Annotated in this window: 10 protein-coding genes; 2 read left to right on the top strand and 8 right to left on the bottom strand. The window is 54.8% G+C overall.

Annotated features, from left to right (window positions below):
- Window positions 1-47 precede the first annotated feature (47 nt).
- Entirely contained in the window at window positions 48-1,010 is a 963-nt protein-coding gene (locus KVT34_RS03840; protein WP_217556763.1) for an ABC transporter permease, read from the bottom strand.
- A gap of 597 nt (window positions 1,011-1,607) precedes the next feature.
- Complete coding sequence (locus tag KVT34_RS03835; protein ID WP_217556761.1) at window positions 1,608-2,774, bottom strand: polysaccharide deacetylase family protein; 1,167 nt, start codon at window positions 2,772-2,774, stop codon at window positions 1,608-1,610.
- Window positions 2,775-3,039: 265 nt separating this feature from the next.
- On the opposite strand from KVT34_RS03835, the gene KVT34_RS31690 reads away from it, so the two are divergent.
- Both KVT34_RS31690 and KVT34_RS03830 read left to right on the top strand, forming a co-directional pair.
- A complete protein-coding gene (locus KVT34_RS31690; RefSeq protein ID WP_254634516.1) occupies window positions 3,040-3,159 on the top strand; it encodes a YjcZ family sporulation protein in 120 nt (39 codons plus the stop codon).
- Between the two features lie 220 nt (window positions 3,160-3,379).
- Window positions 3,380-5,329 (top strand): terpene cyclase/mutase family protein, encoded by a 1,950-nt coding sequence (locus KVT34_RS03830; RefSeq protein ID WP_217556760.1) that lies wholly within the window; start codon window positions 3,380-3,382, stop codon window positions 5,327-5,329.
- A 44-nt stretch (window positions 5,330-5,373) separates the two neighbouring features.
- On the opposite strand, the gene KVT34_RS03825 is transcribed toward KVT34_RS03830, so the two are convergent.
- The 6 genes from KVT34_RS03825 to KVT34_RS03800 form a co-directional block, all read right to left on the bottom strand.
- Entirely contained in the window at window positions 5,374-5,658 is a 285-nt protein-coding gene (locus KVT34_RS03825) for a hypothetical protein (protein ID WP_483311420.1), read from the bottom strand.
- A gap of 122 nt (window positions 5,659-5,780) precedes the next feature.
- Window positions 5,781-7,811: a penicillin-binding transpeptidase domain-containing protein gene (locus KVT34_RS03820; RefSeq protein ID WP_217556759.1), complete on the bottom strand. Its 2,031-nt coding sequence runs from the start codon at window positions 7,809-7,811 to the stop codon at window positions 5,781-5,783.
- Window positions 7,812-7,905: 94 nt separating this feature from the next.
- The gene (locus KVT34_RS03815; RefSeq protein WP_217556758.1) at window positions 7,906-8,805 is read right to left on the bottom strand and encodes a penicillin-binding transpeptidase domain-containing protein; all 900 of its coding nucleotides are present in this window, start codon (window positions 8,803-8,805) and stop codon (window positions 7,906-7,908) included.
- Window positions 8,806-8,837: 32 nt separating this feature from the next.
- Complete coding sequence (locus KVT34_RS03810) at window positions 8,838-9,941, bottom strand: TolB family protein (RefSeq protein ID WP_217556757.1); 1,104 nt, start codon at window positions 9,939-9,941, stop codon at window positions 8,838-8,840.
- A gap of 81 nt (window positions 9,942-10,022) precedes the next feature.
- Complete coding sequence (locus KVT34_RS03805) at window positions 10,023-11,528, bottom strand: HAMP domain-containing sensor histidine kinase (RefSeq protein ID WP_217556756.1); 1,506 nt, start codon at window positions 11,526-11,528, stop codon at window positions 10,023-10,025.
- Window positions 11,506-12,255 carry a response regulator transcription factor gene (locus KVT34_RS03800; RefSeq protein WP_217556755.1) on the bottom strand — a complete coding sequence of 250 codons (750 nt, stop codon included), beginning with the start codon at window positions 12,253-12,255 and terminating at the stop codon, window positions 11,506-11,508. The genes KVT34_RS03805 and KVT34_RS03800 overlap by 23 nt, the downstream gene beginning before the upstream one ends.
- Window positions 12,256-12,426: the final 171 nt, after the last annotated feature.

The following is a 12,426-nucleotide window of genomic DNA, read 5'->3' as shown; positions in this document are numbered from 1 at the left end:
CCCCGCTGTTTTCCGTTTAAACAAAATCAAATCCAAGCCTCTTTTCTTCAGAAAAGTGATGTCTGATTAAATCTTTTGGTCACGTAATTGGCTCCCAGCAGAAGACCCAGGGCAATGACGGATTTGATGAGTCCGACCGCGGTCGCGTATGAAAACCGGCTGTTTGCGATCCCCATCTGGTACACATAAACATCCACCACATTGCTAGCGCTTTCATTCAACGAATTCCGAAGCACCAGAATCTGGTCGAAGTTGGAATTGAGCACTCCGCTGATGGCGAGAATAAACAGAATCGTGATCGTTCCCTTAATCGACGGCAGCGTAATGGCCCACATTTTCTGAAAACGCCCCGCCCCGTCCATCGTGGCCGCTTCGTAAAGCTCCGGGGAAACCCCGGCCATCGCCGCCAAATAAATGATCGCCGACCAGCCCAGCTCCTTCCAAATGTCGGTCGAAACGACAATGCCCCAGAAATAAGCCGGTTCAGCCAAATATGCGACCGGTTCACGAAGAATACCGAGTCCTTCCAGGAGCTTGTTGATCAATCCCGTATCCGCCAACCAGGTAGACAAGATTCCCCCCAGAATGACCCAGGACAAAAAGTGCGGTAAATACGAGATCGTCTGAACCGTTTTTTTGAAGCGCACCGATCTCAATTCATTTAGAAAAAGTGCGAACAGGATCGGAAGCGGGAATCCGATAACCAGCTTGAGCAGACTCATTCCGAGTGTATTCCGGATGACGGGGAGCAAGTTCTCGTCCTCCAGGAAAGCCCGGAAGTGTTCAAACCCTACCCAGGGCGCCTCGGAGACGGGCTTAATGATGCTGAAATTTTTGAAAGCGATCAAAATCCCATACATGGGTATGTAGTTGAAAATAAGAATCCAGGCGACCCCGAGAAGGGCCATCGTCTGCAGCTGGCGCTGTCTGTAAAACAGGCGTATCCAGCCTGCCGCTCCCCGTTTGCTCTGAAATGCCGCCGGCGTCCGGGAGCGATTGCTGCTTGGCAAGTATCCGCACCTCCTGTCGGTTAGAGTGGAAATCCCGGTTTCTTTATTGTACAGCGGGCGGATAACGGTCATAAGGCCTCTTTTTTTTCATTGGGGATTAAAATTTCAGGTAGCCGGACACGCTGGACCGCCAAAAAAAGACATAAAAAAAGTGCCCTCCGGCACCGTTTCGGATCAAACTCCGAGTAAACAGACACGTAAATAGGGACCCCGGTTATCCGTGATAATCGGCAGGCCCCTATGCTTGATTGAACGTATTCAATTGTCCGTTTACACTCCATTCTGCTTCATTCGTTTCCTGGGTTCCCGCATGCCTCCGCTACGATTATTAAGGGCATGCTTCGCTAACTGGGTACAACGGATTCATCTCCCTTCCTGTAGTCTGGACTTCTCGTGGTTATGGTCCTATAGGGATCACCCCTGGTTGTCAAGTTGAAGTGGTTATGTCCTTATACCCATTTAAAATTTGTGTTCCTCCTTGGCTTTATCTTACCTCAAATATTAAACTATTGTAAATATTCAGAAAATATCGAAAATAGGCGAAAGAACCGTTTTACCGGTTCCATTCACCCTTTTTCTCGTATTTTCTAACCTTTTCTATGATTTTGTAAGCGTTTCAATGTTTCTTGTTTTGGCCGGAGTCAAACGCTCGAAAAACGAATTACGCAAAGGATTATGGGCGATTTGTACACCCAGCACATTCTCCAGATCCTTGAAATGAATATACGCTTTGCGCGATTTTAACAGAATGGGATGTTTAAGCGGAATTTGTCTCCCCGCCGTTTCAATCGTTCCCGATTCGGGGTCCAACTGATAGGGCTTGCCATGAAGGTAGAACGTAATCGTACGGTCCTTGTTCCTGGTCATCGTACCGCCCAGATCTTTCAGTGTGTCCCGCAGGGGCACGTAATTATAATCCTGGTTGAAGTCCATCACATTGCGCTGGATAGTCCGGTTCAGGACCTGAGGCGTGATATCCGGACTTCCGGCCGTGATGCGCGAAATCTGCATAGGATCGTCCGCTCTTGTCGTCATTTCGCTGAGCACCGTGAATCCGTACTTATACCCGACACTCTGAAGGAGCGAGGTAGCCCTTTCATCATAATAGCCGTAGGGATACGCGTAGGAATCAACTTCCTCTTCTCCCGCCTTTTTCAGCTTCTTCTTGCAGTCGAGGGCGTCGTTAAGAACCCGCTTCTTATACTGCTCCTCCGTCTCCTCTTTGCCGTCTACCACAATGTTCGTCGTCAGCAGAGGTTTTCCGTTCTGTTTGTCATGCATGCTGTCGGAATGACACTGGCAGGAAATATTGGCGTCGCGATCCGTTGCGATCGTTCTCAGCTGCCGCTCGTCGAGAAAATGGAGCTTGCGCGCACGAGGGTCCGCCAGCGTTCCCGTGATCTCGAAATTAACGGCCGGAACCTGAAGCTCCTTCAGCACCGGATAAGCCTGGTCGTATAAACTTTCGTAACCGTCGTCGAACGTAACCAGCACAGCATTATCCGGCACATTCCCGCCCGCCATAAAGCTTTTGAACTGCTGGAGCGTAATAAAGTGATAATTTTCTTTCTTTAGAAAAGTGAGCTGGCTGCGGAACAACGCCGGTGTAATCGTGACATTGCTCGTGTCCGTATCGCTGATGTGGTGATAAAGCAGGACGGCAACCTGGTCTTTGTAAGTGAAACGCGGGGCGCTCTGGCGCACCAGGTAAATCGATCCTGCAACGAGGAGAAGAGAAAGAAAAATTTTGAGTGCTTTCTTCATACTGCTTATAACCCCTTTTTCAAAATAAAGAAGACTTTATAAGGTTCCATCCCTATCCGTCCTCTTCCTTCCGCATTCAGCTTCGTCAAACATTAAATTTTTGTAACTTATTTATCCATTTTATTCCATTTTAAAAAATGCGTTTCTTCCCCCGCCCTTTTCCATTCAGGCGTTTTCCCTTATGGGTCAAACGCACAATCGCCCCCCCTCCCTTCGTCATATGTTGTAGGGTAGTATCAATCAAATTAAGAGGAGTTGGATCGATATGGGATACGTTGGAGGAGTAGGAACAGGAGCAGGTTACGGTGGACTTTTCACTAGCACGGCTGTAATTCTGGTTCTCTTCATTCTGCTGGTTATCGTTAGCCGCACTTTCCTGTACTAAGTTAAAGAACGCACTTTAAACCGATCCGCATCAGCAGACGATCGTTCGAACAGGCGCCTCCAGCAGGTGCCTGTTTGTTTTTTTTCGCGCCTCCCCCGACCGCGCAACTATCCGGGATTTTTTTACATACACTGATAAGAACGATTGGAAATGAAAAAAGTTACCGTTTTTCGCCGTTTATTCAATGAAACCCGATTTTGTAAAAAGGGGGTGTAATCCGATGCGTGTTATGCGGGAGGTTGATCATGCTATTCAAAGCCTTTCCGAATGGCTGCTGGGAAAACAGGAAAAGGACGGAACGTGGAAATTTTGCTACGACAACGGAATTTCAACAAGCGCCTACCTGATTATTCTGCTCCGCACGCTGGAAACGGAAAATGCGGACGACGAGGCGCTGATCCGGCGGCTGCACGACAGCATCGTCCGCACCCAGCAGCCCGACGGCTCCTGGAAGCTGTATGCCGACGAGCCGGACGGCAATTTGGCCGCAAGCGTGGAAGCCTATTACGCCCTGCTGTTCTCCGGCTATTCAGACGAAAGCAGCCCGTCCTTGGTTAACGCCCGGGCTTTTATCCGCTCCCGGGGAGGGATCGCCGGCGTTACGAATGTCCTGACACGTGTCATTCTGGCCGCAACGGGGCAGATTCCATGGCCTGCGGAGTACTCGGTTCCCCTGGAGTTCCTGCTCCTGCCGGCGTCGGCTCCTTTGAGCTTCTTCGATTTATCCGCCTACGCGCGGGTTCATCTGGCGCCCGTTCTGCTGATGGCGGACCGGAACTTCTCCGTCCGTACGAGCCGGACACCGGACTTGTCCGCGCTGGATGCGCGCCGGGACGAGGACCGGAGGAACGGCGGCTCTTCCGGTTCGGTGCCCGGCGCTTCCGCACAGCCGGGTCGAGGTCCGGGCGAGCTGCTGTCGGCCATCCAGGCGGGGATCTCGCAGCTCGCCGCACTTCCCGGCCAGCTTCACGAGAGCGCGGTGAAGAAAGCCGAGCGGTTTATGCTCGAGCGGATCGAGCCCGACGGGACGCTGTACAGCTACGCCAGCAGCACGTGCCTGCTCGTCTTCGCGCTGCTCTCGCTCGGCTATGAGCGCCGCCATCCGACTATCGCGCAGGCGGTAAAGGGCCTGAAAGCCATGCTGTGCGTGTCCGAAGGCAGGCTTCTTATGCAGAACGCCCCGCCCACCGTATGGGATACGGCTCTCATCGCCCATGCGCTGCAGAAAGCGGGCGTCCGGCCGGAAGCTCCCGCAATCCGGAAGGCCGCTTCCTACCTGCTCGCCAAACAGCAGCGGAAGATCGGCGACTGGGGGCGGAAGGTTTCCCATCCGGTACCCGGAGGCTGGGGGTTCTCCCCCTCCAATACGCGCAATCCGGATGTGGACGATACGACAGCCTCCCTCCGCGCGGTTAAATTTCTGCGCGCCGAAGGGGCCGCCGGCCGGGAAGCATGGAACAGGGGCCTGTACTGGATCATGTCCATGCAGAACCATGACGGCGGCTGGGCCGCTTTCGAGAAGGACACGGACGACAAGCTGCTCACGCTCCTGCCCTTGGAAGGGGCGAAGCATGCGGCAATCGATCCTTCTACAGCCGATTTGACAGGCCGGACGTTGGAATTTCTTGGCAGCACAGCGGGTCTGGACGTGAAGCACCACTGGATTCGGAGAGGGGCGGACTGGCTGGCGGCTAACCAGGAAAAGGACGGTTCCTGGTACGGACGCTGGGGGGTCTGCTACCTGTACGGAACGTGGGCGGCGCTGACGGGGCTGGCGGCAGTCGGTTTGAAACCGTCGCATCCCGCCGTCGCGAAAGGAGTGAGCTGGCTCCTGAGCGTTCAAAATCCCGACGGGGGCTGGGGAGAATCGTGCGGCAGCGACATTTCGGGCCGCTACCAAAGTCTCGGGGCCAGCACCCCGTCCCAAACCGCATGGGCTCTCGACGCGCTGATCGCGGTCCATCCCACGCCGCCAGCGGCAATCGACCGGGGCATCCAGAGACTTCTCGCCGCTCTCGGTGAGCGGGATTGGACTTCCTTCTATCCGACAGGGGCGGGACTGCCGGGCAGCTTCTACAACACTTACGAAAGCTACCGGTACATCTGGCCGCTCCTTGCCCTCAGCCGTTACCGCAATAAGTACGGAGAGAAGTACGTCAAACCCGAATAACCCGCCTGATAGTTCAGGCGGGTGCTTCTCTCTGTCCTTCAAGACTAATCTTTGGAGGAATCCGGTTCTTTTGCCTCCAATAAGTGCGTATACCGGTCGTACCGGCCGTCAAGCTCTTCGGCCATTTCGCGATATTTCCGGGTTTCCTCGACCACGGGATCAGTCGTGGCCTGTATGCGGATCTCCGTCTTAGCCAAGAGCCGTTTTCTCGCGGCTTCCTCTCTGTCTTCTTCCTTCATCTCGCCTTCCGTCAGTTTGCGGACAAGCTGTTCTTCCATTTCTTTGGCATCCATCCCGGTACGCTCCTTTCCTAAATCGCCCCCGTTCATGACGGGAACCTCTTCTTTATATAGTACCCGGTTAAAAGAGAGCCTACACCACGACGTCCCGGCTGCGCAGCAGGCGCAGGCAAAAACTCTTTTTACGCAAAAGAGTCTTCGCCTGCCGTCAGTTAATTAATTCCGTTCGCATACTGCTGGAAGACGGCTTTAACCCTTGAGGTGATATAACCGCTCCCTCCTCTTCCTTTTACATCCTCGATCATCATCGACACGAGAAGCTGCGGATCGGCCGCATCGAAACCGACGAACCAGCCGTTCTCCTGGCCTTCTTCCCCTTTGGCTTTTTTAAGCTCGGCCGTGCCCGTTTTGCCTGCGATGAGCTTGCCGGGTACAGCCGCTCCATGTCCTACGCCACGCGGATCTTTGACCGCTTCGACAAGATCTTTTTTCAAAAGTTCAGCCGTTTCCGGCTTCATCGCCGAGGGTTTCCAGTACTTCTCCTTGCCTTTGTCTTCCTTCAAAAGCGACGGATAAATGATATTGCCCTGATTCACAAGCGCCGAGTAAGTCAAAGCCGTGTGCAGGGAAGTCATGGTCACTTCGCCTTGTCCGTAACCGGAATCGGCCAGTTGAATATCGTTCGCGATCTGCTTGTTGTACAACTGCGAGGTATCGAACGCATACGGCAGCGGAAGCTTCTCGTTGATGCCGAACTTGGCGGAAGCTTCGACAAACTTGTCTTTCCCCAGCTCCAGAGCGGCCTGGGCGAAATAAATGTTGTCCGAGTTCGTCAGCGCACTCTGCAGATTGACCGGACTCGAATCATGCACCCGGGTCACGTAGTAGCTGCCCCAGGAAGTGTCCTTCGTCCAGCGAAGCCCTTTAATCGGCTTCTGGTCGTCAGGATTCAGCACTCCACCGTCGATCGCCACCGCCGCCGTAAGCATTTTGAAAGCCGAACCGGGCGAGAAGGTTTTCGTAAAACGGTTCAGGAACGGCTTCTTGGGGTCCTCGCTCAGCTGCTTATACTGCGTGCCGGATATGCCCTTCACAAAATCGTTCGGATTGTACGACGGACTGCTCACGAGAGCGAGTACTTCACCGGTAAGCGGCTGGATTGCGGCAGCCGATCCGGCATCTTTTTTCATCTGCTCGTAGACCAGCTTCTGGAGATTCGCGTCGATGCTGAGCGTCACGGTCTGACCCGGAACCATTTCTTTCTCGGCCAGCGTTTCTTTCTCGGTTCCGTCCGCCCCCGTAATGAAGATTTTATAACCGGGCTGGCCCTTGAGCCGCTTTTCGTAAATCTGCTCCAGTCCCGCCTTGCCGATCACGTCGCCCGTCCGGTAACCTTCGCTCTGAAGCTTTTTAAGCTCTTCCGCGCTGATCTGTCCGATATATCCGGTCAAGTGAGCTGCCGCTTCGTCAAACGGATAGGTCCGGATTTCTTTGCTGCTGAACGTGACACCGGGGAGCTTCGCGTAAGCCTCCGTTTCGCCGTCCTGTATGTATGCGAGCGGAACGAACGATTCCGGCTTCACCCAGGATGCCGACAACTTCTGGTTGATTTCCTCCACCTTCATCCCGAGCTTATTCGCCAGCTTCGCTTTGGTCTGCTCCGCCGCATTGCCCAGCTTGCCGGGTACGACCCCGATTTGCTTGGCCGGTCCGTTGTAAGCAAGTTTGTTGCCCCGCCTGTCCACGATTTCGCCCCTCACCGCTTCGGTGCTCTGGACCCTTACTTTATCCCCATCCTTCAATTGGGGGAACAGGTAGGAAGGCGACCAATCGATCTGCCAGACGGTGTCTTTCTCTTTCTTGCCCTTCACCAGACGGGCGGTCTGATCGAATTTTACCGGACCGGCAAGCGTGTTCAGCTCCACATGAAACGGGACGGAAACCTCGTCCTTATTCTTGACCGGTTTTTGCAGTTCTTCCGGAAAAGCCGGTCTTACGGTCAAATCCGTCATTTCAATCCCTTTATAGACGCTTTCGTATTTTTTGACGAAATCATCCTTGCTGATTTTAGTCTGTGACGCCGGTGACAGCTTGTCGTACATCGCCTCGTAATTGAGTGCTTGCCAGCCGCTCACATAGGCCTCGAAAGCGTGCTGCGGTGTTTCTTCCTGACTGCAAGCCGGCAAAAGCAGCAAAAGAAGGATACCTCCGATTCCCGCCAGCGTCTTTCCGTTTCTTGTCATGAGATCGCCCCCTGAATGTTCGAATGCATAGGTTGTTGCGGTTGCTTCGGGTCTCTTCCCGTTATTTTGATTCGCGCTTGCATATTCGCGTCGGTCAATTCCAGAGCCGCATGCCGTGCAGGACTTCTCCCGCGATTTTGCGGGCCGCGCTTCCGTTTGCCTTCATATCCGCCTCTATATTTAGGGCAAACACATACTCCTGACCGTCCTTCTCAAGGTGTCCCACAAACCAGCCCAGCACATCGTTGCGGGGTTCCTCCGACACGCAGGCTCCCGCGTTGCAAGTACCCGTTTTGCCGGATAAGACGGCATTTCCCTGCTTCTCCAGCACGAGCATTTGCTTAACCGGCCCGGTCGTTTTTATGGAAAAAGGCAGCTTATCCGTGTAAAGTTTCGCGAGAAAATCCACCTGTTCCACGGCCGATATTTGCAGCGAGGAACCGAGCCAGAATGTGTCGATGCCTCCCTGTATATCCTCGTTCCCGTACCCGATCCGATGCAGATAATCCTTCATACGATCGCTTCCGATCCGAACGACCATTTTCTGGTAAAACCAGGTGACCGAGTTGGCAAGCGCCGAGGCAAGGGTGTGGTCCTTGTTCCACTCGGGGTACCGGTAAGGATGGCCGTCCCACGGAATGACCGTTTTCTCGTCGACGGTTCCCGTCTCCAGTCCGATCAGAGAGGACGCGATTTTAAAAGTGGACGCCGGAGAAAGTCTTTTTTCGCACTGCGTGGGATTATACACGTAATAGGTTTGATCCTGCAACCCGTACAGCAGAAAGCAGCCTTCATATCCGGCAAATTTCCCGGCCAGATCCAGCATCTGCACGCGGCCGTCGCGAAGAAGGTCAACCGGCTTGTTCTCGGCCAGAGAAGCTGTTTTCGCGGGCGGGCCCGAATCCACCTGATTCTTCCCCATCCCGTACAGGACGGCAAATACCGTCAGGATAACGACGGCGAGTCCGGCTGTGACCCAGACAAATTTTCGCATAATGAATTCCTTCCTACCGGACGATGCGCGGTTTATTTCTTAAAGGTCATGCGGTAGGTTACGGTTTTGTTCCGGGTTCCATCCGCAATGACTTTGGTGGCGAGAAGCTGCCGTCCCGAAGGACTGAACGTGATCGGGTAGCCGGGAAATACGTCCGCCGACAGCTGCACCGTCTCTCCGCCGGGATCGGCCGACGTGATGAAAAGGCCGCTTTGCCCCGCCCGGTCCGACGCCGCCGAGTAAGCGAGCCGGCTTCCGTCCCCCGACCAGCAGGGGCTGTGAAAGGCCGTCCCGCTGGCGATCGGGCGTTCTTTTCCCGTCTGCACGCTGTACAAAGAAAGCGAAGCCTGCCTCGGACCGTCGGCTTTTACGAGGGCAATGCGGGTTCCGTCCGGCGAAGGAACCGCCGTCTGCACGCGCTCGGCTACCGCAGATACGGCTCCGCCGTCCGGCCGCGCCTCGTACAACCGGCCGTCCCCGCCGATGTAAAATACGGCGCTGTCCGTCCGCATCACGCTTCGCACGCCCATGGCGCCCGCAGTGTCCGGCCCCAGCAGTTTTTGGGTGCGTCCGCCGGTATCCCATATATAAAGGCTGCCGTCGAGACCGGCGTACAGAATATGCCCGTTATCCGCCCAGCGGCCTTCCTTGACGGGTATGGCGTTATCTTCGGTGATCCGCACGGGAGTCCGGTCCGAGGTCCGGGCCACGTAGCCTGTCGCCGAAGCGTTGACCCCTTCCGCTTCCTTATAAAAAACGGCAGAGCCGTCCGGCGAAAGCTCGGCTTCCACCTGGTTATAGGCGGAGCCCGGAAAAAAATCCTCTTTCCCCGTCCCCGGACGGAACAGCAGCATTCTCTGCCGGATAAGCGCGTTAAGCGAGGACTGCTCGGTCTTGGCCATCAGGAGGGTATCTTCGTCCACCCAGCCCAGGCCGATCCGGTCCTCGTAGCGTTCCAGGGAAATCAGGGCCGCCTTGTTGACGACAAGCTCGTTCTGATTTTCGATAACGGTGATGCTTTTGCCGGCCAGCCGGATCACTTCGCGCCCCTCCGTGCCGCCCGGCCCGCAGCCGGAAAGCAGTAAACAGCCGGCTGCCGCGGTTAAAGCCGAATTTTTGCTGAACATCTTGAACATCTTTATCCTCTCTCCCCAGGCACAAGCATAACGGGTGATTGTATCGAAAACAGCCGCCGGATGTTTCGGAATTGTAAACATTTACGCGCCGTCCGGTTCCTTGGCTGGGGCGTCGGCAGTTTCCACAGCCTCGGCCGCCTCCAGCGTCACCTCGAAAACGGCTCCGGGGGAGCCGGAGAGAAGCTCGATCGTTCCCCCCTGCTTGTCCAGCAGTTGTCTGACGAGCGCAAGACCGAGCCCCGTTCCTCCAAGCTCGCGGTATAACGCCTTATGAGCGGTCGAAAACGGTTCGAAAATAGCCGCTCTCCGCTCTTCGGGAATGCCGATTCCCGTGTCGCTTACCCTGATTTTCACCTTTCCACTGTCCAGGCAGCCGGTTAACCGGATTTCGCCTCCGGGCTGGTTGAATTTAATCGCATTGTCCAGCAGATTAACGAAAATGATCGTCAAATGTTCCCGGTCCCCCCGAACATAGACGTCGGGAATTTCGGCATGGATATGCAGGCCGAATTTACGGGCTTTTCCATGCATGCGGTTCGTCAGCTCCCCGAGAAACGACTGAAGGCCAATGATCTCTTCATGGTCCTGAAACTCGTACAAATCCAGGGCAGCTAGCCGAAGTATGGTGTCCACCATCTCCTGAAGCCGGGCCGTCTCTTTTACGAGGCTCGTTTTGGCCTGAGCGGCCAGCTCCGCATCGTCTTTGTACAAGTCAAGCAGATCAAGGTAAGCCCGGATGACCGTGAGCGGGGTTTTGAATTCGTGCGAAATGGCCCCGATGAACTCCTTCTGCTGCTTTTCAAGCCGGGTCAGCCTTTGAACGGTTTTTTCCAGTTGAAGTTGTTTCGTTTCCAGGGTTGCGAAGTTTCTCCGGATTTCCCGGCCCATCTGATAGATGTTCTCGCTCAGTTCGCCTAGCTCGTCCCCGGTTTTGAGCAGTTCCGCCCGGTCGTAACGCCCTTGTCGGATTTCCTGGGTCGAACGCCTCAATTTCAGGATACCGCCGGACAAACGGTTGTAATAAAGTGTCCCAGCCGCGAAACTTACGGCGAGAATCAGGGCGCCGACAAGGACAAACAGCCGCTGGATAGACGAATAGAACGACTGGTTCATCTCAACCGAATACTGGAAGCCGACCGCTCCGATCTGCTTAAGGCCGTCGGACAGAGGCGCCAAATAGACTAGCCTGCTTCCGTTGATCTCGTAGGCGGTTTTTCCCCGGATCGCATACGGGAGCAGCTCCTTCACATCGGGAGAATCCGGCGACGGCATGGAATCTCCGGTTTTCTCCGCATCCATGCCGAACAGCATCGTGTGCATCCCGCTCATGAGACCGAGCTGCCGGGCGAGGTCATTCCCGAGCGCAGCCTCTCCTTCCGTCTCCGGTCTGCCCGCCCGGTCAAGCAATGCCTGACGGATAAACACATTGGCCGTCTTGGTCTGCTGCTCCAGATAGTCCTCCACCTGCTTCTGCTGCTCCTTGCGGATTCCGTGCAGAACGGCGAAGCCGAGAATCGCAATCGTGAGCAGAAGATGCAGACCCAGAAACAGCTGCGATTTCCTCTTAATGGACATCTTTATGTCCATCTTTGTGCTCATCCTCATGTTCAGGCTCCGGCTCTTCCCCGATTCTCTCCAGCGTCGCTTTATATCCCACGCCGTGAATCGTGACCAATATCTGCTGATAGACGGGCCCCAGCTTCTTGCGGAGCCACTGCAGATGGATATCCACCGTACGGGTTCCACCCGCGAAATCGAACCCCCAGACCGACTCCAGCAGCTCTTCACGGGTATACACCCGGTCGAGGTGGCGGAGCAGCAGGGCCAGCAGATCGAATTCCTTCGGCGTAAAAACGAGCGCCTCCCCGTCCAGGCTTACCTTCCGCTTGGCCCGGCTCAAAACAAGCTTGCCGTAAGCCAGCCTGTCGGGACTCTCCGTTTCTTCGCTCTTTTTCCGCATTCTTCTGAGCAGGGAATGGACACGGGCAATCAGCTCGCGGATGTCGAACGGCTTCGTCATGTAATCGTCCGCTCCCAGTTCAAGCCCGACGAGCTTGTCCAGAATGTCGTTCTTCGCCGTCAGCATAATGATGCCGAGCGAATCGGGATCTTTGATTTTACGGCACACCTCGAAGCCGTTCATATCCGGCAGCATCAAATCCAGAATGAGGATGGCCGGTCCCCATTCTTCTATTTTCCGCAGCGCCTCCTGACCGGAAAACGCCGTCTCTACGGCAAACCCTTCCCTTTTGCACGCATAAGAGAGAATGTCGACGATTTGGCTTTCGTCATCGACAATTAATAGTTTATTCATGAAAACTCCTTTGTCCGGACGGGCCGGCGCGAAAAAAATTCACTTCATATCTCTTACGTACCCTTCATTATATTTTAAAACAGCGCACCTTTTGTTTCAAAAATGTAAACATCGTGGCCCCCCCTGGCTAAAACCGGCTCAACGCAAAAAACGCCCAGCCGAAGGCTGAAC

Origin of the sequence: Paenibacillus sp. GbtcB18 (genome assembly GCF_019091125.1) — a bacterium.
Classification (GTDB): Bacteria; Bacillota; Bacilli; order Paenibacillales; family NBRC-103111; genus Paenibacillus_F; species Paenibacillus_F chitinolyticus.
The sequence above is the reverse complement of the archived record's forward strand: the minus strand, read 5'-3'. Positions and strand labels throughout refer to the sequence as shown.

Excerpts from the sequence above, each read along its gene's own strand:
- KVT34_RS03835 (WP_217556761.1), bottom strand. The coding sequence starts at position 2,774 with ATGAAGAAAGCACTCAAAATTTTTCTTTCTCTTCTCCTCGTTGCAGGA.
- KVT34_RS31690 (WP_254634516.1), top strand. The coding sequence starts at position 3,040 with ATGGGATACGTTGGAGGAGTAGGAACAGGAGCAGGTTACGGTGGACTT.
- KVT34_RS03830 (WP_217556760.1), top strand. The coding sequence starts at position 3,380 with ATGCGTGTTATGCGGGAGGTTGATCATGCTATTCAAAGCCTTTCCGAA.
- KVT34_RS03825 (WP_483311420.1), bottom strand. The coding sequence starts at position 5,658 with ATGAACGGGGGCGATTTAGGAAAGGAGCGTACCGGGATGGATGCCAAA.
- KVT34_RS03820 (WP_217556759.1), bottom strand. The coding sequence starts at position 7,811 with ATGACAAGAAACGGAAAGACGCTGGCGGGAATCGGAGGTATCCTTCTT.
- KVT34_RS03815 (WP_217556758.1), bottom strand. The coding sequence starts at position 8,805 with ATGCGAAAATTTGTCTGGGTCACAGCCGGACTCGCCGTCGTTATCCTG.
- KVT34_RS03810 (WP_217556757.1), bottom strand. The coding sequence starts at position 9,941 with ATGTTCAAGATGTTCAGCAAAAATTCGGCTTTAACCGCGGCAGCCGGC.
- KVT34_RS03805 (WP_217556756.1), bottom strand. The coding sequence starts at position 11,528 with ATGGACATAAAGATGTCCATTAAGAGGAAATCGCAGCTGTTTCTGGGT.
- KVT34_RS03800 (WP_217556755.1), bottom strand. The coding sequence starts at position 12,255 with ATGAATAAACTATTAATTGTCGATGACGAAAGCCAAATCGTCGACATT.